At 68.9% G+C, this 23,851-nt stretch carries 14 protein-coding genes; 4 read left to right on the top strand and 10 right to left on the bottom strand.

Annotation, left to right across the window (positions count from 1 at the left end; all coding sequences use genetic code 11):
- Positions 1–36: 36 nt before the first annotated feature.
- Entirely contained in the window at positions 37–1,710 is a 1,674-nt protein-coding gene (locus tag AC1U89_RS06950) for a glycoside hydrolase family 13 protein (RefSeq protein WP_479898990.1), read from the top strand.
- A 10-nt stretch (positions 1,711–1,720) separates the two neighbouring features.
- On the opposite strand, the gene AC1U89_RS06945 is transcribed toward AC1U89_RS06950, so the two are convergent.
- The 9 genes from AC1U89_RS06945 to AC1U89_RS06905 form a co-directional block, all read right to left on the bottom strand.
- Entirely contained in the window at positions 1,721–3,214 is a 1,494-nt protein-coding gene (locus AC1U89_RS06945; protein ID WP_479898989.1) for a tyrosinase family protein, read from the bottom strand.
- A gap of 108 nt (positions 3,215–3,322) precedes the next feature.
- Positions 3,323–3,790 carry a hypothetical protein gene (locus AC1U89_RS06940; protein ID WP_479898988.1) on the bottom strand — a complete coding sequence of 156 codons (468 nt, stop codon included), beginning with the start codon at positions 3,788–3,790 and terminating at the stop codon, positions 3,323–3,325.
- Positions 3,791–3,963: 173 nt separating this feature from the next.
- Positions 3,964–4,800 carry an alpha/beta fold hydrolase gene (locus tag AC1U89_RS06935; RefSeq protein ID WP_479899057.1) on the bottom strand — a complete coding sequence of 279 codons (837 nt, stop codon included), beginning with the start codon at positions 4,798–4,800 and terminating at the stop codon, positions 3,964–3,966.
- A gap of 313 nt (positions 4,801–5,113) precedes the next feature.
- A complete protein-coding gene (locus AC1U89_RS06930; RefSeq protein WP_479898987.1) occupies positions 5,114–5,839 on the bottom strand; it encodes a DUF6445 family protein in 726 nt (241 codons plus the stop codon).
- On the bottom strand, positions 5,836–7,431 hold the full coding sequence (locus AC1U89_RS06925) for a tryptophan halogenase family protein (protein WP_479898986.1): 1,596 nt from the start codon (positions 7,429–7,431) through the stop codon (positions 5,836–5,838). Before AC1U89_RS06925 ends, AC1U89_RS06930 begins: the two co-directional genes overlap by 4 nt.
- Before the next feature lie 34 nt (positions 7,432–7,465).
- Complete coding sequence (gene nagE, locus AC1U89_RS06920; protein WP_479898985.1) at positions 7,466–9,274, bottom strand: N-acetylglucosamine-specific PTS transporter subunit IIBC; 1,809 nt, start codon at positions 9,272–9,274, stop codon at positions 7,466–7,468.
- 3 nt (positions 9,275–9,277) lie between these two features.
- Entirely contained in the window at positions 9,278–11,806 is a 2,529-nt protein-coding gene (ptsP, locus tag AC1U89_RS06915) for a phosphoenolpyruvate--protein phosphotransferase (protein ID WP_479898984.1), read from the bottom strand.
- Positions 11,807–11,831: 25 nt separating this feature from the next.
- Positions 11,832–14,174 (bottom strand): family 20 glycosylhydrolase, encoded by a 2,343-nt coding sequence (locus AC1U89_RS06910; protein ID WP_479898983.1) that lies wholly within the window; start codon positions 14,172–14,174, stop codon positions 11,832–11,834.
- 228 nt (positions 14,175–14,402) lie between these two features.
- The gene (locus AC1U89_RS06905; RefSeq protein ID WP_479898982.1) at positions 14,403–17,174 is read right to left on the bottom strand and encodes a TonB-dependent receptor; all 2,772 of its coding nucleotides are present in this window, start codon (positions 17,172–17,174) and stop codon (positions 14,403–14,405) included.
- A 257-nt stretch (positions 17,175–17,431) separates the two neighbouring features.
- Here AC1U89_RS06905 and AC1U89_RS06900 point away from each other — a divergent pair, with 257 nt between their 5' ends.
- Genes AC1U89_RS06900 through nagA form a run of 3 tightly spaced genes read left to right on the top strand, consistent with a single transcriptional unit; the run spans position 17,432 to position 20,441 of the window.
- Entirely contained in the window at positions 17,432–18,169 is a 738-nt protein-coding gene (locus tag AC1U89_RS06900) for a GntR family transcriptional regulator (RefSeq protein WP_479898981.1), read from the top strand.
- A gap of 53 nt (positions 18,170–18,222) precedes the next feature.
- Positions 18,223–19,302: an SIS domain-containing protein gene (locus AC1U89_RS06895; RefSeq protein ID WP_479898980.1), complete on the top strand. Its 1,080-nt coding sequence runs from the start codon at positions 18,223–18,225 to the stop codon at positions 19,300–19,302.
- Positions 19,302–20,441, top strand: a complete 1,140-nt coding sequence (nagA, locus tag AC1U89_RS06890; RefSeq protein ID WP_479898979.1) for an N-acetylglucosamine-6-phosphate deacetylase — start codon at positions 19,302–19,304, stop codon at positions 20,439–20,441. Before AC1U89_RS06895 ends, nagA begins: the two co-directional genes overlap by 1 nt.
- A gap of 109 nt (positions 20,442–20,550) precedes the next feature.
- Here the strand turns inward: nagA and AC1U89_RS06885 are convergent, their stop codons facing one another.
- Positions 20,551–23,622: a TonB-dependent receptor gene (locus AC1U89_RS06885; RefSeq protein ID WP_479898978.1), complete on the bottom strand. Its 3,072-nt coding sequence runs from the start codon at positions 23,620–23,622 to the stop codon at positions 20,551–20,553.
- Positions 23,623–23,851 lie beyond the last annotated feature (229 nt).

The following is a 23,851-nucleotide window of genomic DNA, read 5'->3' as shown; positions in this document are numbered from 1 at the left end:
TTAGCGTCGGTCCCAGTCGCCGAACGGAGTCTTATCGTGAGCGTCCAGTCCTCAGCCGAACGCCCCTGGTGGAAGGACGCGGTCGTCTACCAGATCTATCCTCGCTCGTTCCTCGATACGAACGGCGACGGCGTGGGCGACCTGCCGGGGATCACGGCCCGGCTGGACTATCTGCAGGCCCTGGGCGTCGACGTGGTCTGGCTGTCGCCCCACTTCGACAGCCCCAACGCCGACAACGGCTACGACATCCGCGACTATCGCAAGGTGATGGCCCAGTTCGGGACCATGGCCGACTTCGACGCCATGCTGGCCGGCATGACCGCGCGCGGCATCCGGCTGATCATCGACCTGGTGGTCAACCACAGCAGCGACGAGCACGCCTGGTTCGTGGAGAGCCGCAAGGGCCGCGATAATCCGTACAGGGACTACTACATCTGGCGGGACGGTCGCGACGGCGGCCCGCCCAACAACTACGGCGCCTTCTTCGGCGGCCCGGCCTGGACCTTCGACCCAGGTGAGGGCGATGAAGGCGGCGGCCAGTACTACCTGCACTATTTCGCCGCCAAGCAGCCCGACCTGAACTGGGAGAACCCCAAGGTCCGCGAGCAGGTGTACGACCTGATGCGCTTCTGGCTGAACAAGGGCGTGTCGGGCTTCCGGATGGACGTGATCCCGTTCATCTCCAAGCAGCCGGGCCTTCCGGACCTGACGCCGCAGGAGCGCCGCGCGCCGCAGTTCGTCTACGCCGCCGGCCCCAAACTGCACGAGTATCTGCGCGAGATGCGCCGCGAGGTCCTGGACCACTACGACACCATGACCGTCGGCGAGGCCTTCGGCGTGCGGCCCGCCCAGGCGCGCGCCCTGATCGACAGCCGCCGCCGCGAACTGGACCTGGTGATCAATTTCGACATCGTCCGCATGGACATCGACGGCTGGCGCAAGACCAGCTGGACTCTGCCCCGGCTGAAGGCGCTCTACACCGAGCTGGACCAGGCGGCCGGGCCGTTCGGCTGGAACACCCAGTTCCTGTCGAACCACGACAATCCGCGCTCGGTCTCGCACTTCGGCGACGACGATCCGGCCTGGGTCGAGCGCTCGGCCAAGGTCCTCAACACCCTGATCCTGACCCAGCGCGGCACGCCGTTCCTCTATCAGGGCGAGGAACTGGGCATGACCAACTATCCGTTCCAGACCCTGGACGACTTCGACGACCTGGAGGTGGCCGGCCGCTGGCGCGACGTGCAGCACCGGGTGTCGGAAGACGAATACCTGGCCAACGCCCGGGCCATGGGCCGCGACAACAGCCGCACGCCGATGCAGTGGACATCCGCCCCGAACGGCGGCTTCACCACGGGCAAGCCGTGGCTGGCCGTCAATCCGAACACGGCGGCGATCAACGCCGAAGACGAGGCGGCGCGGCCGGACTCGGTGCTGGAGCACACCCGCGCCCTGATCGCCTTCCGGCGCGGCTCGACCGACCTGAAGGAAGGCGACTACCGCGACCTCGACCCCGACCATCCCCGGGTCTTCGCCTACCAGCGCGGGCCCGGCCTGCTGGTGGCGCTGAACTTCGGCCGCGAGGCCGTGCGCTGGCCGCTGCCCGAAGGCCTGGCCGTCGAGGGACCGGCCTTCGGGACCGCCGAGCTGGAGGACGGCCGCGACCTGGTGCTGCCCGGCTGGGGCTGGGCGATCCTGAAGGTGCGGCCGTAACCCCGTTTCCCTAGGCCGTCACGATCGAGACCGAGGCCACCATCGGCGGCTTGCCGATCTCGCCCTGCGGCACGAAGGTCACGCTGGGCGACGGGCCCAGCTGGCCCTTGGCGGTCAGGTCGGCGGCCTTGTCGGTGATGTCGAACACCAGGCTGGGGCCGGCGTTCGGGCCGTGCTCGTGGCCGACTAGGTTGAACGAGCCGAACGTGCCCACATAGTTGGGGCTGTCGGTCCCGCCCGGCGTCGTACCCTCGGGCAGGCCGACATAGACGTTGTAGGTGCCGCCGAAGGCCTCGTCGGCCATCACCCCGGCCAGGGCCAGGAACACGCCGCCGCCCTTGCTCGGCGGGGCCGCCGCCAGCAGGTTGCCGCCGCTGTTGCTGGCGCGCGGCGGGCTGGCCAGCTTGAGCAAGGTGGGGCCGGTCGCCGACAGGGTCACGCCGCCGTGGTGCTCGCCGGCGACCGCCGCGGTGGCGGCCAGGGGCGCGGTCTTGAGGAACTGCGGCGCACGCAGGCGCTTGGCGCCGGGCACCTTCTGATAGGTGTCGTACTGGTAGCCCAGCTTGGCGATGGTGCTGGCGTTGTTGAGCAGCACGTCGACGCGCTTGCCCTGGCCGGTGGCGAAGGGGAACAGGCGCGTGCCCCAGTCGGGGTTGCCGTAGCCCATCTTGTTCCAGCTGGCCCACAGCCGGTCGATGTTGCAGTGGTGCAGCCAGAACACCGGGTCGCCCGCCGCCGTGGGCACGTAGCCCATGTTGGTGCTGTTGCCCGTGAGGTCGTGCACCATGCCGTGCGGGTTGTTGTTCAGCGTCGGGCAGAAGCCCGTCGAGCCGTCGTTGCTGATGTAGTAGCCGTACTTGAAGGCGTTCAGGTTCAGCGCGCCGGGGTTCTGCTGGTCGATCCGCTGGCCCTGGTTTACCCAGGTGTTGCGGTTGGGCTTGTACAGCGGGCTGGAGGTGTTGGTGTAGAACTCCGGCGGGATCGACAGGGCCGCGACCGAGCCCTGCAGATAGTCCCAGTACGGCAGGGTGAAGCTGGCGTCCTGCAGCACGTTGCGGATGATCTGCTCGAAATAATAGACGAACCAGCGGTGCCACGGCAGGAAGTAGGTGCCCAGGAACCGGGTCGGATTGGACGGGTCGTAGCTGTGCGGCTGGCAGCTGTCCCACATGGCCGAGGCCAGGTCGCGGTTGTAGCTGGGCTGGCTTCCATAGACCTGCTGCAGCATCTGGTTCTTGGTCTGCACGGCCTGGTTCCAGTTGGCCGAGCCGGGGATCCAGTGGGTGTACCACTGGAAGTTCCAGTGCCGGGGATCGCCGGCCGGGATCTTGTTGCGCATGAGGTCGACGGCCTTGGCGTACTTGACCAGCATCGCCTTGCCCTGCGGACTGGTGGCGCTGTAGCGGGTGCTGACGGTCTGGGCCTGGGCTTTCAGCCCGCCGAGCCCCACCGCCGTCGCGCCGGCCAGCGCCCCGATCATGACGTCACGCCGAGTCTCAACCATCGCCTGCCCCTTCATGCCTTCCCCGCGCGACGTTCGCGCTATGAGTGCATGGAGGCTATTGCTAGGTTTCGGCGAGTCAACAACTTTCGCGACGCATTACGTCAAGACTCAATCTGAGGATTGACGCACCAGCCGGGCCCCGGCCACCACTAGGGGCGAACCGTCGCCGCCGCGCGGGACGATGGTCAGGACCAGGGGCCGCGCGGCGTCCGTCGACAGCGCGGCGCGGGCCTGGGGCGGCAAGGGGAAGACGCGGTCGGCGCCCTCGGACCGGCCGGCCAGGTCGTAGAGGCTGAGCGCCCCGACATAGCCGGGATCGCCGGCCGCCGCCCGGGCTTGCCCAGAGGGGCCCACGAACAGGTTGTAGGTCGCGCCGGACGGCGTTTCGGCCTTCAGGCCGGTCAGCACCAGGGTCACCGGCCCGGTCGCCGCGCCGCGCAGGGCGTCGGGCGCGGCGCGTTCCAGCGGCAGTTCCAGGGCCTGCACCGTGACGGTGGCCGGCCCGGTCCAGCGCGCCAGCCAGGCCGGTCCGGGCTCGGCCCGCGTACCGCAGGCCCCCGACGTCAGGGCGAGCATGAGCGCCAGGAAGCTCCCCGGCGCCGTCCGCCGTCGTCCGCGTGGTCCTCGCATCCCGTCGGCCTCCGCGCCGTCACCGCCGCGATCCTACGCCCGATCTCCCGGACCCGAAACGCCGAAGGGGCGCCCGCCGGCCGGCGGGCGCCCCTCCTTCGTTCGTCCGAGACCTTCGCCTAGGCCTTGATGAAGGCCAGCAGGTCGGGGTTGATGACCTCCGGATGGGTCGTGCACATGCCGTGCGGCAGGCCCGGATAGGTCTTCAGCGTGCCCTTCTTCAGCAGCTTGATGCCGATCTTGGCGGAGTCGTCGATCGGCACGATCTGGTCGTCCTCGCCGTGCATCAGCAGCACCGGCACGTCGACGCTCTTGAGGTCCTCGGTGAAGTCGGTCTCCGAGAACGCCTTGATGCAGTCGTAGTGGGCCTTGGCGCCGCCCATCATGCCCTGGCGCCACCAGTTCTCGACCGTGGCCGGCGACACCTTCGCGCCCGGACGGTTGAAGCCGTAGAACGGGCCGGCCGCGACATCGTGGAAGAACTGGGCGCGGTTGGCGTTCTGGGCGGCGCGGAAGCCGTCGAACACCTCGATCGGCAGGCCGCCCGGGTTCTTGTCGCTCTTGACCATGATCGGCGGCACCGCGCCGATCAGCACGGCCTTGGCCACCCGGCCCGGCTTGGCGCGGGCCACGTAGTGGATGACCTCGCCGCCGCCGGTGGAGTGGCCCACGTGGACGGCGTTCTTCAGGTCCAGGTGGTCGGTCAGGGCGATGACGTCGGCGGCGTAGGTGTCCATCTCGTTGCCGGTGTCGGTCTGGCTGGACCGGCCGTGGCCGCGACGGTCGTGGGCGATGACGCGGAAGCCTTCGCCCAGGAAGAACATCATCTGGGCGTCCCAGTCGTCGGCGCTGAGCGGCCAGCCGTGGTGGAACACGATCGGCTGGGCGGTCTTGGGCCCCCAGTCCTTGTAGTAGATCTGCGTGCCGTCCTTGGTGGTGACGAAGCCGCTGCTCATGATGGTGTCTCCTGGGGATTTGGGCGAGGCCTTGGGCGTCGCCGCGGACGATGTGGACGCCGAGAGCGAGGGGATCGCGCTCATCAGGGCCAGGCCGAGGCCGCTGGCGACGACGTCGCGCCGCGAGGCGCCGTCCTGGTCATCGGAAGTGGTCATGCGCCGGCCCCTCTCTGTCGATCCGGCGCTGGTCGCCGACGTCCGCGCGGAGCCTAGGCCGATCGCCGACGGGCGGCTTGGACATGCCTGTCGTGGTTTGAAGGTTTCTGACAGCGCTGGCGCCGTGGACGGACGACGACCGCCCTCCGCCAGGAGGTCAGGCGGTCTCGGGACGGAAGAAGGTGTTGGCCGTCAGCCGGCCCCGGCGGGGGTCGGTGTCGACGGGCCGATCGGACAGCACGCCCGCGTGCAGCAGGTTGCTGGCGTAGACCACGATCCGGTCGAAGGCCGGCGCCACGACGGCGGTCTGTTCGAACAGGGCGTTGGACGCGACGATGTAGCCCTCGTCCGCCTGGGCGGCCCCTGCGGCCATCTCCTCGCGCAGGGCGGCCAGGTAGGCGGGGCCGCGCGTGGGATCGATCGTCTCGAAGCCGGTGGCGCGATGGCGGTAGAACGCGGTGCCGCCGTGCGGCGGGCCGCACAGATAGTGCAGGATCGCCAGCTGGGTCGGCGAGGTGGTGTCGATGTGCGGCAGGCGCTGGGCCCAGGTCGCCTGGTCGGCTGGCAGGACCGCCATCGACAGGGCGCAGGTGACGTGGGCCTTGCCGCCCGTCGCGACGCCGAAGATCTCGGCCAGATAGGGTCTCAGCGCCGTGACCAGGGCCTGGACATAGCCGGGCGGGGCCGGAGCGCGGACGCCCGGATAGAAGTTCACGGCCGCCTTGACCGGGGCCAGCTCGGCGGTGTCGGCGGCGAAGTCGACCAGGCGCTCGCCCCCCGCCAGCAGGCCGTCCAGGATCAGGACCGGGCTTTGCTCCTGGCCGACGCGCAGCAGCTCGACGCGGGGATCGGGACCGGGCGCGAAGGCGGCGGCGTCGCTCACCGCCGGGGCGCCTCGGCGGCCTCGGCGGCGGCCAGGTCGGGGGCCTTGGTGGTGAAGCCACGGGTGTAGACGTCGGTCAGCAGGGCGCGATGGTCGGGCAGGCTGGCGGCGGCCCGCAGCCCCGCCTCCTGCACCCGCCCGAAGTCGGCCCGCGCCAGGTCGCCGTGGACGTGGGCGGCCGGATCGACCGTGGTCTCGTAGCCCATGCCGTAGAGGATGTACTGGTAATTGAAGTACTTGAAGCTCTCGTGGAGGTTCGGGAAGTCGAACACGTTGGGCGGCCGGTGCTTCCACATCGCCAGGTGATCCCGCAGGCTCTCGGGGATCGATGCGGGGTCGCAGTTGTCGGTCCAGAACGCGTTGTCGGTCCGTCGGCTGATGCAGTAGTGCAGCTTGATGAAGTCGATGGCCCGCAGGTAGCGGTCGGTCATGGCCGCGTTGAACTGGCGGGCCGCGGCCTCCATCCCACCCCGGCGCGGCAGGTTGCGGGCCAGCATGTAGGCGGCGGCCTCGATCAGCACGATGCCGGTGGACTCCAGCGGCTCCAGGAACCCGCCCGACAGGCCCACGGCCACGCAGTTCTTGATCCAGTGCGCCTCGCGGTGGCCGACCTTCAGCTTCAGCAGGCGCGGGGTCAGGCCCTCGCCCGACTTGCCGACATAGCCCTTGATGATCTCTTCGGCCCGGTCGTCGGTGGTGTGGCGGCTGGAATAGACATAGCCCGTGCCCCGGCGGTCGGGCAGGCCGATGTCCCAGGTCCAGCCGGCCTCGTGGGCGGTCGAGATGGTGGTGGTCGCCACCGGGGCGTCGGGTCGGTCGTAGGGCACCTGCAGGGCCAGGGCGCGATCGACGAACAGGGTGTCGCCCTTGTCGATCCAGGCCGAGCCCATCGCCTCGCCGATCAGGGCACCGGCGAAACCGGTGCAGTCGATATAGAGGTCGGCCGTCAGGTCGCCGTGCTCGCGGGTGGTCAGCGAGGCGATCGCGCCGTCCTCGGCCTTGTTGACGCTCTGGACGTTGCCCAGCACGTGCCTGACGCCCGTGGCCTTGCCGACGTCGCGCAGCAGGTTGGCCAGGCGGCCGGCGTCGAAGTGGTAGGCATAGGCCATCGGCCCGCCGTACTGCGGATCGTCCAGCCGCTTGGGCCCGCGCATCGCGTCGCAGACCTTGTCCTGCAAGGTGACGGCGTCGGAGAACGGGATGTCGCCCGCCCCGCCCATCAGCCAGTACGGCGCCAGGTCCAGCCCGCCGTTCAGCAGCCGGGGCTGGGCGAACGGGTGGTAGTAGTGGCTGTGCACCCCGTCCTTGGGCGCGGTCTTCCAGTCGACGAACTTGATGCCCTGCTTGAAGGCCGCCCCGGCCTCGCGCATGAACCGCGCCTCGTCGACGCCGATGGTGCGCATAGTGTTCTGGATGGTCGGGAAGGTGCCCTCGCCCACCCCGATGATGCCGATCTCGCTGGACTCGATCAGGGTGATGCGTACCCCGTCCGGCCGGCTCGAGCCCAGGCGGCGGGCCAGGTAGGCGGCGGTCATCCAGCCGGCCGTGCCGCCGCCGACGATCAGGATGTCGTTGATCGGCTTCTCGTCCACGCCCGCCCTCTCTACGCTTTCACCCTTGGTAGCATCAGGCCGGCAGCAGGCAACGCACGGCCTCGCCGATCCGCTCGGCGTCGGGGCCCAGCACCACGTGCACGGCCCGCTCGCCGACCCGGACCACGCCGCGCGAGTCCAGGGCCGCCAGGGCCGCCTCGTCCACCCGGCCGTTGTCGCGCACCACCAGCCGCAGACGGCTGGAGCAGGCGCCCACCGCCTCGACATTGGCGAAACCGCCCAGGGCGGCGACCAGGGTCTCGGCCCGCGCGTCGTCGGCGGCGGTGGGCAGGGCCGACGTCAGGGGCGCGGCGGCCGGGGCGGCGGCCTTGGCCGGAACCGGCGCGGCGCTGCTTCCGGCGCTCATGGCCGCGCGGATCTCGCCGGCCACCTGGTCGGCCACCGGCCCCAGCACGACCTGCAGGGCCTTGTCCGACGGCTTGACGATCCCCCGCGCGCCCAGGGCCTTCAGGGCCGGCTCGTTGACCGCGCCCTGGTCGGCGACGATCAGGCGAAGGCGGGTGGTGCAGGCGTCGACGGTCGTGAGGTTGGCCGCTCCGCCCAGGGCCGCCACGAAGTCCGCGCCGCGTCCGCCGCCGGTGGTCACGACAGGCGCCGCCACCGCGTCGTCGGGCTCGCGGCCCGGGGTCTTCAGGTCGAAGCGCTGGATGGCGAAGCGGAAGATCCCGTAATAGATCGCGCCGTAGACCAGCCCCACCGGGATCAGCAGCAGCGGGTGCGTGGCCTTGTTGAAGTTCAGCACGTAGTCGAACAGGCCCGCCGAGAAGCCGAAGCCCAGCTTGATGTCCAGGATGTTCATCAGGGCCATGGCCAGGCCGGTCAGCACCGCGTGGATCGCGAACAGCACCGGGGCCAGGAACATGAAGGTGAACTCGATCGGCTCGGTCACGCCGGTCAGGAACGAGGTCAGGGCCAGCGAGCCCAGCATGCCGCCGACGGCCTTGCGCTTGTCGGGCCGGGCCGCGTGGTACATGGCCAGGCACGCGGCGGGCAGGCCGAACATCATCACCGGGAAGAAGCCGCTCATGAACGCCCCGGCGCTCTTGTCGCCGGCCGCGAAGCGGTTGAGGTCGCCGGTGGCGCCGTTGAAGTCGCCCAGGATGAACCAGACCACGTTGTTGAGGATGTGGTGCAGGCCGGTGACGATCAGCAGCCGGTTGAGCAGGCCGTAGATGAAGAGGCCGACATTGCCCGAGGCGGTGACCAGGCCCGACAGGCCGTCGACGCCCGCCTCCAGCCCGCTCCAGGCGAAGCCGAAGACCAGGGCCAGCAGCACGCCGGCCAGGCCGGCAACGATCGGCACGAAACGCCGCCCGCCGAAGAAGGCCAGGTACTCGGGCAGCTTGATGTTGCTGTAGCGGTTGTAGAGCCAGCCGCAGATCACGCCCGACAGGATGCCGACCGGGATCGACAGCTTGCCGATCTCCTTGGCCTTCCAGGCCGCGACGGTCAGGTCCTTGGCGCCCTCCACGGCCTTGGCGGCGACGTCGGGCGGCACCACCATCAGGGCGTCGACGCCCTTGGTGGCGATCACGTAGCAGACCACCCCCGCCAGGCCCGCCGCCCCGTGGTTCTCGCGCGCCAAGCCCACGGCCACGCCGATGGCGAAGATCAGGCCCAGGCTCGCGAAAATCGCCCCGCCCGCCGCGCCGAAGACGTTGGCCACGGTCAGCGACAGGTCGTGGGTCAGCACCGCCAGTTCGGGCCGGCCCAGCAGGTCGTTCTGGCCGATCCGCAACAGCAGGGCCGCCACCGGCAGGACGGCGATGGGCAGCATCAGGGCCCGGCCCAGGGGCTGGAGGAATTCGAGCGGGGACTTCATCGCTTAGGCTCCGACCTTCTGGTGGAAGGCTTTGCAGAGATCTCGGACGGCCTCGGGCGAGGCCTGGTCCAGCGCCTGGCGGGCCAGGGCCCGGCAGGCCTCGACGTCCAGGGTCCGCACCAGGGCCTTCACCTCCGGCACGGTCGCCGCGGTGGCGGAAAGTTCGGTGACGCCCAGCCCGACCAGCACCGGCACGGCGACGAGGTCGGAAGCCAGGCCGCCGCAGACGCCGACCCAGCGCTGGTGGCGCGCCGCGCCCTTGCAGGTCTGGTCGATCATCCGCAGCACCGCCGGATGCAGGGCGTCGATGCGGGCGGCCAGCTCGGGATTGCCCCGGTCCATGGCCAGCACGTACTGGGTCAGGTCGTTGGTGCCCACCGACAGGAAGTCGGCCTCGGCGGCGATCAGGTCGGCGGTGACGGCGGCGGCGGGCGTCTCGATCATCACCCCCAGCTCGACCCGTTCGGTGATCCCCATCTCGCGCTTGGCCTCCTCCAGCACCGCGCGCACGGCGCGCAGCTCGTCGAGGCTGGCGATCATCGGGACCATGATCCTGCACTGGCCCAGCGGCTTGACCCGCAGGATGGCCCGCAGCTGGGTCTTCAGCAGGTGCGGCCGCCACAGGCTGACGCGCACGCCGCGCAGGCCCAGGGCCGGGTTCTCCTCGGCCGGGATCGGCAGGTAGGGCGCGGCCTTGTCGCCGCCGACGTCCAGGGTGCGGATGATCAGCGGGCGGCCGTCCAGGGCCGAGGCGATGGCCTGGTACTGGCGGGCCTGCTCGTCCTCGTCGGGCGGGGTCTCGCGCTCCAGGAACAGGAACTCTGTGCGCAGCAGGCCCGAACCTTCGGCGCCGTTGGCGGCGGCGGCCAGGGCGTCGTTCAGCGAGCCGACATTGCCGAACACCTCGATGCGGGTCCCGTCGGCCGTGCGGCTTTCCTGATGGGCGGCGGCCTTGGCGGCGGCCTTGCGCTCGTGGCGGGCGGCGATGGCGGTCTGGGCGGCGGCCAGCTGGGCGGCGTCGGGTCCGACGCGCAAGCTGCCGTCCTCGGCGTCGAGGATCAGGGCCGCGCCCTCGGTGACGTCCAGCACGCCCGCCCCCGCGGCGACGATGGCCGGGATGCCCATGGCGGCGGCCAGGATGGCCACATGCGAGGTCGGTCCGCCCTTGGCCGTGCAGAAGCCGGCGACCTGGCCGGCTTCGACGCCCATCAGCTGCGAGGGCAGCAGTTCGTCGGCCAGCAGGATGGCGCCGGGCGGCAGGGTCCGGGCCTCATCCTCCTCGCCGGACAGGGCGCGCAGCACCTGGCGCTCCAGGTCGATCAGGTCGTCGACGCGCTCGGCCAGGCGGCGGTCGCCCAGGCCGCGCAAAGCCTCGACATAGCCGCCGACGGCGCGCCGCCAGGCGAAGCCCGCGCTCTTGCCGTCGACGATCAGCCGATGGGCCGAGGCGGTCAGTTCGGGGTCTTCCAGGAAGGCGAGGTGGGCGCCGAGGATGGCCTTGCGGGCGGTGTCGCCCTTGGCGGCGGCCTTCTCGATCTTGGCCCGGACCTGGGCCAGGGCGTCCTCCAGCGCGGCGCGCTCATGGCCCGCCCCGGCGCCGGCCTCGGCCACCACGATGTCGCTGGAGACGAAACGCACGGCCTGGCCGATCGCCAGGCCCGGGGCGGCCATCACCCCGCGCAGCAGGCCGGGCTCCGACGCCAAATGGCGACTTTGGGCGGCGCGGACGGCCTCGACCACGGCGGCGGGCGCGGCGGTCGGCGGCAGGGCCGCGCTCTCGCCCATGCCGCCCTCGATCAGCTCGGCGATGGCGGCCACGGCGAAGTCGGCGTCCGGGCCCGAGGCGACCACGCTGATGCGGTCGCCGTGGCGCACGGCCAGGGACATCACGCCCACTGGGCTCTTGGCGCTGGCCCGGCGATTGACCGCGACCAGGGCCACCTCGGCGGCGAACTTGCGGGCGCTCTCGGCGATGCGGGCGGCCGGGCGGGCGTGGATGCCGTGCTGCAGGGGCACCACGACCTCGCGCGCCACCTCGCCCTCGGCGATGGCCAGCACCGCGCCGGCGCCGCCCACGGGGGCCAGCTCCATCAGGAAGTCGCCGACGCTGGCGGCGTGGTCCTGCTCGCGGCGCACGATCTGGAAGGCGTCGGGATTGGTGATCACCACAGGGGTGATCAAGCTCTTGGCGCGCTGGCTCAGGAGGTCCAGGTCGAAGCTGATCAGCTTGTCGCCGGCCTTGACCGCGTCGCCGTCCTTGACGTGGACCTCGAAGCCCTCGCCGCCCAGGCCGACGGTCTCCAGCCCCACGTGCATCAGGATTTCTGCGCCGTTGTCGGCCCGCAGGGTGACGGCGTGGCGCGTGCCGTGCACGGCGATCACCCGCGCGTCGCAGGGGGCGTGCAGGGTCGAGCCCAGCGGGTCGATGGCCAGGCCGTCGCCCAGCATGCGCTCGGCGAACACCGCGTCGGGCGTCTCGTCCAGCGGGGCGATCCAGCCCTTGAGCGGCGAGGACAGTACGAGATTGGACACCGGGACGCTTCCTGCTTCTGGGTTCTTAGTTCTCGCCGCTCTTGCCGGCGGCCGTGAGGGAGACGCTGTCGAGCACCAGGGTCGGCTCGACGGACTTGGCTGTAAAGGTCAGGCAGAGATCATGGACCCCGCCCTTGGCCGGGACCTTGCCCCTGACCGTTCCGAGGGCGGGCCCGCGGGCGGCGGCGCCCAGCGGGATGGCGGCGATCCGCTCGCCCGCGCAGCCGTCCAGCCTAACCTCCAGTTCGCCGTCCGGCGTGGCCGGGGCACGCAGCGGGATCTTCTCGCGGTCGGCGCCGATCTGGAAGTTGAAAGGCACCTGGCCGATGCGGGCGGTCAGGGTCACGGCGGCCGACAGGTCGGCGCCCTTCCACACCCAGCAGGGGTTCATCAGGTCGACGGCGAACACCGCGCGCGGGCCGTTCACCGGCGCGTCGTCCTCGAGCGACAGGTTGATACCGTTGCCGCACAGCTCCAACTGGTGGCTGTTGCGGGTCTGGGCGGCCAGCAGGTTGACCGGATAGTCGCGGACGCGTCCCAAGGCGTCGTCGCCCAGGAAGGTCCGGGTCCGGACGGTCTTGCCGGGCGCCAGCGTCAGGGTCGCGGCGTAGAGGCTCGAAGCCTTGGTCGGCGCCTTGCCGTCGGTGGTGTAGCGGATCTCGCCCAGGCCCAGGCCCGAGGCCAGGGCCACCGAGACCTGGCCGCCGTCGGCCGGACGCAGGGTCGCCTGGGGTTCGTAGGGCACGGTGTCGTGGGCCACGCCCAACACGTCCATCCGGGCGATCTCGGCCGGCAGGCGGGCGGCGAAGCTGTCCCAGCTGCGGGCGGCCTCGGGCGTCCAGCCGTTCTCGGCCACGGCGATCAGGCGCGGGAAGGTCATCTTCTCCAGCCGCTCGTCGGTGCGCATGTGCTCGGTGAACGAATTGGCCTGCAGGCCCAGGATGTGGGCGCGCTGGGCCTCGGTGAGCGCGGCCGGGGCGGCGTCGAAGTCGTAGACGTCCTTCAGGCTGACGATCTTGATCCGGCCGGGCGGCTCGTCGGCCGAGGCGCTCTGGCGGCGGTCCATGTAGAGGGTGCTGTCGGGCGCCAGCACGGCGTCGTGGCCTTGCGAGGCGGCGGCGACCGCCCCCTCCACCCCGCGCCAGGACATGACCGTGGCGTTGGGGGCCAGGCCCCCTTCCAGGATCTCGTCCCAGCCGATCATCCGCCGGCCGCGGCTGTTGATGTGCTTTTCGGCCCGCTGGATGAACCAGCTCTGCAGCCCGTGCTCGTCCTTGACGCCCAGGGCCTGGATTTGGGCCTGGACCTCGGGACTGGCCTTCCACTGGTCCTTCACGGCCTCGTCGCCGCCCACGTGGATATATTCGGACGGGAAGAGGTCCATGACCTCGTCGAGGATGTCGTTCAGGAAGCCGAACGTCTCGTCGCTGGGCTTGTAGAGATAGGGGAACACGCCCCAGTCGCCCATGTGCTCGCGGGGCGGGGTCTTGGTCATGCCGTACTGGGGATAGGCCACCAGCGGCGCCAAGGCGTGGCCCGGCATCTCGATCTCGGGGACGATGGTGATGCCGCGCGCGGCGGCGTAGGCCACCAGCTCGCGCACCTGGTCCTGGGTGTAGAAGCCCTGGTAGCGGATCGGCTTGCCGGTTTTGGGATCGCGCCCCGCAGCCCCGGCCGGGACGCGCCAGGACCCTTCCGAGGTCAGCTTCGGATACTTCTTGATCTCCAGCCGCCAGCCCTGGTCGTCCACCAGGTGCCAGTGCAGGACGTTCAGCTTGTGGGCGGCCATGGTGTCGAGGATCGACTTGATGGTGTCGACGCTCTGGAAGTGGCGGGCGCTGTCCAGCATGAAGCCGCGCCAGGCGAAGCGCGGGCTGTCCAGGATCTCGACGGCGGGCAGCTGGGCGGGCCCCTTGGCGGCGTCCTGCACGGCCAGCTGCCAGACGCTGACGGCGCCGTAGAACAGGCCCGCGCGCTTAGGGGCCTGGATCCGGACGCCCTTGGGCGAAACGTCCAGGGCGTAGGCCTCGGGCTTGGTGTCGCCGTCGTCCGTGAGTTCGCCGCGCGCGATATAGATGCCGGGCTCACTGGCGGGAGTCGCGCTGTCGACGACCGCCAGCTTCAGGCCTCGGGCCTTGAAGATCATGTCGGAAAGCTGACGGGCCACGACGCGGGCCTCGACGTCGCGCTCGTCGACGAAGATTCGGGTCTTGGCGGTCAGGGCGAAGGTCCCCTGCCCCGGGGTCGCCTGGGCCGGCGCCGGCGTCAGGGTCAGGGCCGGCTGGGCGGCTTGGCTCACCGAGGCGCACGCCAGGACGGCGACGGACGCCGAGAGGATCGCCGAGGCCTTGAGGACGGAAAAGGTCATGAGGGGTCGCTCACCAGCTGACATGCGGAAAGGACGGGGCGGCAAAAAGCGGGCGGAGCGTTTGACCGCTCCGCCCCAGCTCCGTGCTTGCAGTCAGGAGGACTTTGGTCGCGATCGGCGGCGGCGGGCAGGTCATGACGCGATCCTGGACCATGCCGCCTCCGATGCAACGATCTCGGGAGGAAACTACGGGCCTCCGGCGCGGACGCCGGAGGCCCGGTACGCGGACTAGAACTTGAAGCGGACACCGCCGAAGATCATGCGGCCGTTCTTGTAGATACGGGCCGGACGGTTCGGATCGTTGTCGTAGTTGTCGGTCTGCTTCTCGTCGGTCAGGTTGATCGCGTCGAGGCTGAGCGAGATGTTGTCGGTCACGTTGACGCTGGCCGAGGCGTCCAGCGAGGCGATCGAGTCCGACCACAGCTGCCGGTAGCCGCGCTCGGCGTCGTAGTCGACGAAGAACTTGGACCGGTAGTTGTAGGACAGACGGGCGCTGAAGCGATCGTTCTCGTAGTAGCCGCTGACGTTGAAGATGTTCTTCGAGTTCGACGGCACCGGAACGCCCGTGGTCGAGCTGGCGTCGGAGTAGGTGTAGTTGGCCAGCACGCCGAAGCCGTTCCAGATCGGCATCTGGAAGTTGACTTCCACGCCCTTGGTCTCGCCGCCGGGCACGTTCACCGGACGACCGACATTGTAGTTACAGCTGTAGAGACCGGGCGATTGCAGGACGCACTGGTTGGCCGGGTTGACGACCCGCGGGTCGTTGGCGGCGGCCTGCAGCGGCAGCTTCTCGACCGTCGCGCCTTGGACGATGTAGGTCGAGATGTCCTTGTAGAAGAAGTCGACCGACAGGATCGACTGCGGCGCGAAGTACCATTCCAACGTCGCGTCGTACTGGTTGGCGCGATACGGGTCCAGGTTCGGGTTGCCGCCCGAGGCCGTCAACAGGGACTCGGTCAGCGAGGTGAAGCCGGCCATCTGGGCGTAGTCCGGACGGGCCAGGACGCGGCCGGCGGCCACGCGCAGGACCAGGTCGTCCTTCAGGTCGAACGCGAAGTTCGCCGACGGCAGGATGTCGGTGTACTCCTTCTCGCCCGCGGTCGGCGCCATCAGGCCGAACGGGTTGTTGATCGCGCCCGGCGTGCCCGCCGAGACGCCGACGCGCCAGGCGTTGGTCTCGATCTTGGTGTTGACGACGCGGACGCCGACGTTACCGCGCCAGCCGTCGCCCTTCAGGTTGCCCATCAGGTAGCCGCCGAAGGTCTTCTCGTTGAAGTCGAAGCTTTCGAGCGGGCCGAAGTGGTCGCAGTTCACCAAGCCGATACAGCCGCCGGTGTTGGGGTTGTTCGGATCGTAGATCGTGGCCGGACCCATCTTGGCGTAGATCGCCTCGATCTTGTTCTTGTCGGCCGTCAGGTACGAGCTGAGGACGCCCGGCCCCTTGATGCCGTCCAGGTAGTCGCTGTCGGTCAGGCCGCCGGCGACGTCGGCCAGCGAGCAGGCGTGGCCGCCGCAGGCGTTGGCGCCGAACAGGGCGCGGCGCTGACCGTAGGTCTGCACCACGTCACGGTCGTGGTCGGTGTACTTCAGGCCGAACTGGACCGAGCTGAACACGCTGCCTTCGATGAACTTCTCGCCGTCGACGAAGGTGTAGAACTCGTCGTCGTCGTTGACGGTGGTGTTGGCCGAGGCCCAGCCCAGCGTCATCTCGTCATCGGCCGTCTTGGGGTCGATGTTGGTGAAGGTCACCTTCGGCAGGCCGCCCGACAGGTCGTAGCTCAGGCCGGTCGGGGCGTTGGTTTCCCAGAACGGCTGCAGGTCGGTGGCGCCCTTGGCCTTGGTGTAGCCGATGCGGCCCTTGAACTCCCAGCCGTCGGCCGGGCGGAACGTGCCGGCCAGGTCGATCGAGCCGACATTGGTGTGGGCCAGGCGGTCGATGGCGTCGAACACCACGCCGTTGGCGCCGGGCTGGTTGAAGTTGCCCGCGACGGCCGTGCCGTTGCTGACCTTGGTGATGTTGAAGGTCTCGGTCGGCGTCGTGGCCAGGGCGCCGATCTTCTGGCTGACCCAGGCCATGTAGTTCTGGTTGAAGTTGTCGGCGTCCATCCGCGAATAGAGGCCGGTCAGGTTCAGGTCCCACTTGTCGCTGGGCGCGTACTGGATCGCGAAGTTGGCGCCCTTGCGCTCGCGGGTCTGGGTGAACAGCGACGAGCCGATCAGGCTGGGCGCGTAGACCGTCTGGCCGGGCGCGATGCCGGTGATGTTGGTGCCCGAGCCCATGGCCGTGGTCACGGCCTGGTAGCCCAGGACCTCGATGCCGTCGCGACGGATGCGGCGCTTGTCGTAGATGCCGCCGACCAGGACGCCGAACGTCTTGTCGGCGTTGTGCCAGCTGAGCATGGCCGAGGCGGTCGGATCGGTGTTGCCCGACTTCTCGTCATGGAAGGCCTGCAGCGAGCCGGACACCGAGATCGGGTCCAGGTCCAGCGGGTTGCGGGTGTGCACGTTGACCGTGCCGCCCACGCCGCCTTCGTCGATGTCGGCCATCGGGCTCTTGAAGACCTCGACCTTGCCGACGATTTCCGACGGCAGCATCAGGTAGTTGAAGCTGCGGCTGGCCTTGAACTGATCGAGAATGAACCAGTCGGCGGTGGCCACGGCGTGGCCGTTGAGCAGGGTGCGGTTCAGGGTCGGCGCGGTGCCGCGGATCGAGATGCGCTCGCCTTCGCCGAATTCACGCTGGATGGTGACGCCCGGAACGCGTTGCAGAGATTCAGCGACGTTCTTGTCCGGGAACTTGCCGATGTCTTCGGCGGTGATCACGTCGATCACGGCGTCGGCGTTGCGCTTGGCTTCGACCGAGGCCTGCAGCGAGGCCCGGATGCCGGTGACGACCAGTTCGTCGACCGTAGTATTGTCCTGCGCGAAGGCCGGCGCGGCCAACGCGACCGCCAGAACGCTGGCGGACGCAGTTAGAATGGTCTTGTGGAAATTTCGCATACTCGGCTTCTCCCCTTTTTCCAGACCCTTGGGTCTGGAGCCGAACCCCAAGCCCAATCTGATACCAATTATCTGCGGACATCCGTAGAATGCGGTACTTCTCGGGCCTCGGAAGGCGACTGTGACGGAAATTTATCGGATGACAAGGCCAAAAAAGAACCAATTGCAGACCATGTTCTTATTGGTACGAAAATGGTCATATGCTATCCCGGTGGTCACGGGGTGGCGCGGTTTTGCGCGGGGGTGCGGAATTGACGATGTTTTCTGAGAGGATCGGCGGCCTAACCGGCGACGACCACGCTCCGCTCTACAAGCAGCTGCAACGCGCCCTGCGCGAGGCCATCCAAAAGAAGGTCCTGGGGCCCGACGACGCCCTGCCGGCCGAACGCGACATGGCCGAGGAGTTCAACATCTCGCGCATCACGGTGCGCAAGGCGCTGGACGGCCTGGTCAGCGAGGGCCTGCTGACGCGCCGCCAGGGCGCGGGCACCTTCGTCGCCGCGCGCGTGGAGAAGAGCTTCTCCAAGCTGACCTCCTTCACCGAGGACATGATCTCGCGCGGGCGCGTCCCGCGCAGCGAATGGATCAGCAAGGCCATGGGCGCCGTCACGCCCGAGGAATCCCTGACCCTGGGCCTGTCGCCCGGCACGCCGGTCTTCCGCTTCGCCCGCATCCGCTACGCCGACGGCGCGCCGATGGCGCTGGAATATTCCACCGTCGCCGGCTTCGCCCTGCCCTCGGCCGAGGTGGTGGGCGTTTCGCTCTACGAGGCCCTGGAGGCCACCGGCCACCGCCCCGCCCGCGCCCTGCAGCGACTGCGCGCGGTGCTGTTCACCGCCGAGCAGGCCGAGCTGCTGGGCGTGCCGGTCAAGGACGCGGGGCTGCTGATCGAGCGCCGCAGCTTCCTGCCGGACGGCCGGGCGGTCGAAGTGACCCAGTCCTACTACCGCGGCGACGCCTACGACTTCGTCGCCGAGCTGAACGCCCTCAGCTGAGGTCCATGCTGAGCGCGGCTCACCCCGCGCGCCTATGTAAAGGAACGCCTGCTTTGGAGGCCAACGTCTTGACCCGACCCGCACCCCCCGCTGAACCGGCGAGGCTGACGGCGGAATCGACCCGCATGTTCCTCGAGGCCGGCCAGGCCTCGCAAGCCGTCGCCGCCCAGCTGACCGCCAACGCCGCCCGCGCCGCCCGGATCGGCGAGCGCCTGCGCGCCCATCCGCCCCGCGCCGTGGTCACCTGCGCCCGCGGCAGCAGCGACCACGCCGCCACCTTCGCCAAGTACCTGGTCGAGACCCGCACCGGCGTCCTGACCTCGTCGGCCGCCCTGTCGGTCAGCTCGGTCTACGCCGCCCAGCAGGACCTGGGCGACGTGCTGTATCTGGCCATTTCGCAGTCGGGCAAGAGCCCGGACCTGCTGGCCGCCGTCCAGGCCGCCAAGGCCGCCGGCGCCTTCGTCATCGCCCTGGTCAACGTCACCGACTCGCCGCTGGCCGCCCTGGCCGACGAGGTGCTGCCGCTGCACGCCGGCCCCGAGCTGAGCGTGGCGGCCACCAAGTCCTACATCACCGCCCTCTCGGCCATCGCCCAGCTGGTCGCCGCCTGGACGGGCGACGAGGACCTGACCGCCGCCCTGTCCACCCTGCCCGCCCTGCTGGCCGAGGCCTGGACCCTGGACTGGACGCCGGCCGTCGAGCGCCTGAAGCTGGCCCGCAACCTCTATGTGCTGGGTCGCGGCGTCGGCTTCGGCGTCGCCCAGGAGGCGGCCCTGAAGTTCAAGGAGACCTGCGGCCTGCACGCCGAGGCCTTCAGCGCCGCCGAGGTGCTGCACGGGCCCATGGCCCTGGTGAAGGAAGGCTTCCCGGTGCTGGTGTTCGCCCAGAACGACGAGAGCCGCGACAGCGTCGACGCCATGGCCAAGGGCGTCACGGACCGTGGCGGCGACGTGCTGCTGGCCGGCGCCGGAGAAACAGGCGCCGGCGTGCTGCCCGCCCTGGCCGCGCACCCCGTGATCGAGCCGATCCTGATGATCCAGAGCTTCTACCGGATGGCCAATGCGCTTTCGGTGGCGCGCGGCTACGATCCCGACAGCCCTCCGCACCTCAACAAGGTCACAGAAACCGTCTGATGCAGTCTGTTCTCGTTAATGGCCGCATCCTGACGCCCGACGGGATCGTCGACGGCAAGGCCGTGGCGATCGCCGACGGCCGGGTCCAGGGCCTCATCGACAGCGCTGACACTCCGGCCGGGGTGGAACGCCACGACCTGGACGGCGGCCTGCTGGTCCCCGGTTTCATCGACACCCAGGTCAACGGCGGCGGCGGGGTGCTGTTCAACGACTCCACCACCGTCGAGGCCATCGCCGCCATCGGCGCGGCCCACCGGCCCTACGGCACCACCGGCTTCCTGCCGACCCTGATCAGCGACGACCTGGCCGTGGTCGACGCGGCCATGCGGGCGACCGAGCAGGCCATCGAGGCCGGTGTGCCCGGCGTGCTGGGCGTCCACATCGAGGGCCCCTTCCTCAATGTGAAGCGCAAGGGCATCCACGATTCCAGCAAGTTCCGGACCCTCGACGACGAGGCCGTGACCCTGCTGAGCTCGCTCAAGCGCGGCAAGACCCTGGTGACCCTGGCGCCGGAGACCACCACGCCCGAGATGGTCCGCCGCCTGGCCAGCGCCGGGGTGACCGTCGCCGCCGGCCACACCAACGCCGCCTACGGCACGGTGCGCAAGGCGCTGGACGCCGGCCTGACCGGCTTTACCCACCTGTTCAACGCCATGTCGCCCCTGACCAGCCGCGAGCCCGGCGTGGTCGGCGCGGCCCTGGAAAGCCAGACCGCTTGGTGCGGGGTCATCGTCGACGGTCGCCACGTCGACCCCGTGACCCTGAAGATCGCCCTGCGCACGCGGCCGCTGGACCGCTTCATGCTGGTGACCGACGCCATGCCGACCGTCGGCATGACCGAGAAGGACTTCAACCTGCAGGGCCGCCACATCCGGGTGGTCGACGGGGTCTGCGTCGACGACCACGGCACCCTGGCGGGCTCGGACCTGGACATGATCGGCGCGGTGCGCAACGCCATGTCGATGCTGGGCCTGTCGCTGGAGGACGCCGTGGCGATCGCCTCGGCCACCCCGGCCGCCTTCCTGGGCCTGGCCGGCCGGCGCGGCGCGATCCAAGCGGGCGCCGCCGCCGACCTGGTGCTGCTGGACGACACGCTCCAGGTGCGCCGGACCTGGATCGACGGGGTTGCGAACTCATAAATCCGCTCATCCCGGCGAATGCCGGGATGAGAGGCTTCAAACAATCACCAAAAAAGAAGGGCGCTGGTTTGCACCAGCGCCCTTTGGTCGTTTCGGGGAGGAATGCGACCTAGAACTTGTACTTCACGCCCAGATAGAACTGACGGCCGTAGTGGACGTACTCTTCCGAGCTCATTCGGGTGGAGTCGTCGACCTTGCTGTCTTCCTGGTCGGTCAGGTTGATGGCTTCGAAGGTGACCGTGATCTTGTTGAACTCGTAGCTGATCTGACCGTCGAGGTTGAAGGTCTCTTCCTTGATCCGCACGTCGTTGTTGTTGGTGGCCGAGGGGGCCACCTGGATCAGGTACTGGTCGCGATACGAACCCGAGATCCGCGCCTTGAAGCCCGCGTTTTCATAATAGAGCGTGGCGTTGAAGGAGTCGGGCGACAGGTTGACCAGCGGCTGGGTGACGAAAACCGCCGGAGCGGTCTGCACCTTGGCCGCGTTGTAGGTCGGCGACTTGATGATGTAGTCGATGTCGCTCTTGACGTGCGTGTAGTTCACGATGGCGCCGAACTTGTCGAACGGAGCCGGCAGGAAGGTGAACGGACGCTGGGCGCTCAGTTCGAAGCCCTTCAGCTTGCCGCCTGGGGTGTTGACCTGGGTCGTGACCGTGAAAGGCGTCGCCGTCGTGTTGGGGGAGGTCAGCAGGCTGTCGGGCAGACCCGTCGCCGACCAGGGCATCACCTCGGCCGTCTGCTGGATGTAGGACTTGATGTCCTTCTGGAAGAAGCCCGCCGACAGCAGGGTTTCCTTGTCCGGATACCACTCGAAGCTCAGATCCAGGTTGTTCGACAGCATCGGATTGAGATCCGGGTTGCCGCGCGTCAGGGTCTGGCTGTTTTGGTTGATCGCCGTATAGCCCGGCGTCAGGTTTTGCAGCTGCGGACGCGTCATCGTCTTGGCCGCAGCAAAGCGGATGAAGAAGTTCTCCGCCGGCTGGACCGACACGTTCAGGGCCGGCAGGGTGTTGTGATACTCGCGCGAGGTGGTCTGCACGCCGTCCTTCGGCACGGTTTCGTTCAGGACGACGCCCGACGGCAAGGTGACCAGGACGTTGTTCGTGGGACCGACGCTGTAGTGGCCCAGGGCGTCCTGCTGGGTCTTCACATAGCGCACGCCGAGATTGCCGCGCACGGGCATGTTGAAGAGGTCATAGTCGAAGTCGCCTTGCAGGTAGAAGGCGGTGTCGTCTTCCGTGATTTCCCGCAGCGCGCCCAGCTGGTTGATGCTGCTGAGGCGGAAGTCGCCGTTGGCGTTGACGCAGTCACAGTCGTACCCGATGACCTTCTTCAGCTTGTCCAGATCGGGCGCGATCCACGAGGTCGGCACGCCAGCCGGCAGGTCCAGGCCGCGGCCGAAACCGGTGATCAGGCGCGAGACGTCGGCGATCGTGACGCCGGCCGGCAGAGCGAAGCCGGCTTCGGCGGTATAGGACGTCTGGCCGGCCAGTTGGCGCGAATACAGACGCTTTTCCGACGAGTTGAACCCGAATTCCTTCCAGTCGAAACCGTAGCGCAGCTTGAAGCCGTCCAGGATCTGGTAGTCTACGTCGGCGCGGAACGTCTTGAAGGTGTTGACCGCCTTGCTGGGACGCATGCGCAGCAGGGACGGGTCGCCCAGGCCGTTGCTGGGGCTGTAGACGAAGTTGCTCGGCTTGGTCGGATCGAAGCCGTAGTTGAAGTTCGGCAGCTTGTCGTTCTGCGAGTAGTCGTAGCTGTAGCCGTCCGAGTCGTAGCGATCGAACGAGAAGGTCGTCTGGACCGGGTTGTTCTGGATCGAGCGCGACTGGCCGTAGATCATGTTCAGGTGGCCGGCTTCACCGAACTTGGTGTCGTAGGTCAGGGTGAACTGGTTGAACTCGGTCTTCAGGTCGTCGTGGCGATACTCGACGCGGGCGTCGACGTCGTCGAACGTGCCCTTGATCAGGTGGCCCTTGCTGTCGGCCTGGAAGTTGACCACGTCGGTCTGGGGCAGGCCCGCGCCGCTGCGGCTGAACGAGATGACTTCCAGATAGGTCTCGTCGCGGTTGTTGGTGAAATTGGCCACCAGCGCATCGAGGCTCAGGGTCGAGTTCTCGGTCGGACGCCATTGCAGCGAACCGGTGATGCCCAGGCGCTTCTGGTCATACTGCAGACGGCCGTAGCGCGGGATCCGCGGGTGCCACAGGGCGTTGGCGGTGCCCGGGTCGGCCTCGGTCCCGGCGACCGGCGTCGTGGAGGCGGGGCTCGTGGGATAGGTCGGGGTGTCGATTTGAGCGCAGGTCAGGGGCGGCCCGCTGACGGGATTGTAAGCCCCGCCCGAGCAGGGGAAGCCACCCGAGGAGTTGAAGGCGACCGACGGGTTTTCCCAACGGCCGGTCGACGAGCCTTCTTCCAGCGTCTTGCGCTCGGCGTAGGCCACCGAGATCAGGGCGCCGATTTCACCGATGCCGGTGTCCCAGCGGTTGCTGGCCAGGAAGGTGAAGCGCGGGTCGTTCTTCCGCGACAGGTCGTTCCAGCCGATCTTGGCGCCCATGCTCAGGGCCGGGCCGCTGAAGTCGAACGGGCGCGAGGCCTGCAGGTCGATGATCGCGCCCAGCGAGCCTTCTTCGTTCGAGGCCGAGGTCGACTTGCGCACGGTGACGCTGTTGAACAGCTCCGAGGCGAAGATCGAGAAGTCAAACTGGCGGCCGCGGTTGGCGCCGCCCGAGCTGTCCTTGCCGCCCGTGGTGGCCAGGGCTTCCAGGCCGTTCAGGCGCACGACGGTGAAGTCGGGACCCAGGCCGCGCACGGTGATGCTGCGGCCTTCGCCGCCGTCGCGGTCGATCGACACGCCCGGCACGCGCTGCAGCGACTCGGCCAGGTTCAGGTCGGGGAAGTCGGCGATGTCCTGCGCCTTGATGACATCGACCAGGTCGTTTTCACGACGCTTGATGTCCAGGGCGTTGGCCAGCGAGGCCCGGAAACCGGTGACGACCACCGCTTCGACGGCGTTGTCTTCCGGCTGGGCGGCGGGGGCGGCGGCGGGCGCGTCTTGCGCCGCGGCAGCACCGGCCATGGCCATGGCCATCAGCATGGCGCCGCCGGAGGCGCCGAGTTTGAGCGCGCGGATGCGCGTCTTGGAAACCTGGGACAATGTATCCTCCTCCCGTGACCACATTCTTCTGAACGGCGCTTGCGCGCCGCCCGGCCTAGAACACGTCCGCGCTTCCTTCCCGCGCGACCGCCCTCAAGGGCCGTCATTTTTGACACCGGTGTCACACCTTTGTGAGGCGTTGTCCTGACACCGGTAGCAATGCAAGCGGTATCAAATGAAACCGCCGTTCACAAGATGGCTGAAGCGTGGCGAAACGTAGCGGCGTCGTAATCGTGTCGTTTCGGTCACAACC

Source organism: Caulobacter sp. 05T431 (genome assembly GCF_056665975.1).
Note: the sequence above shows the minus strand (reverse complement) of the source record. Positions and strands in the feature narration are given on the sequence as shown.

Coding starts and splice junctions, on each gene's coding strand:
- AC1U89_RS06885 (WP_479898978.1), bottom strand. CDS start 23,622: ATGTGGTCACGGGAGGAGGATACATTGTCCCAGGTTTCCAAGACGCGC.
- AC1U89_RS06940 (WP_479898988.1), bottom strand. CDS start 3,790: ATGCTCGCCCTGACGTCGGGGGCCTGCGGTACGCGGGCCGAGCCCGGA.
- AC1U89_RS06905 (WP_479898982.1), bottom strand. CDS start 17,174: ATGCGAAATTTCCACAAGACCATTCTAACTGCGTCCGCCAGCGTTCTG.
- AC1U89_RS06935 (WP_479899057.1), bottom strand. CDS start 4,800: ATGAGCAGCGGCTTCGTCACCACCAAGGACGGCACGCAGATCTACTAC.
- AC1U89_RS06900 (WP_479898981.1), top strand. CDS start 17,432: ATGTTTTCTGAGAGGATCGGCGGCCTAACCGGCGACGACCACGCTCCG.
- nagE (WP_479898985.1), bottom strand. CDS start 9,274: ATGAAGTCCCCGCTCGAATTCCTCCAGCCCCTGGGCCGGGCCCTGATG.
- AC1U89_RS06910 (WP_479898983.1), bottom strand. CDS start 14,174: ATGACCTTTTCCGTCCTCAAGGCCTCGGCGATCCTCTCGGCGTCCGTC.
- nagA (WP_479898979.1), top strand. CDS start 19,302: ATGCAGTCTGTTCTCGTTAATGGCCGCATCCTGACGCCCGACGGGATC.
- AC1U89_RS06945 (WP_479898989.1), bottom strand. CDS start 3,214: ATGGTTGAGACTCGGCGTGACGTCATGATCGGGGCGCTGGCCGGCGCG.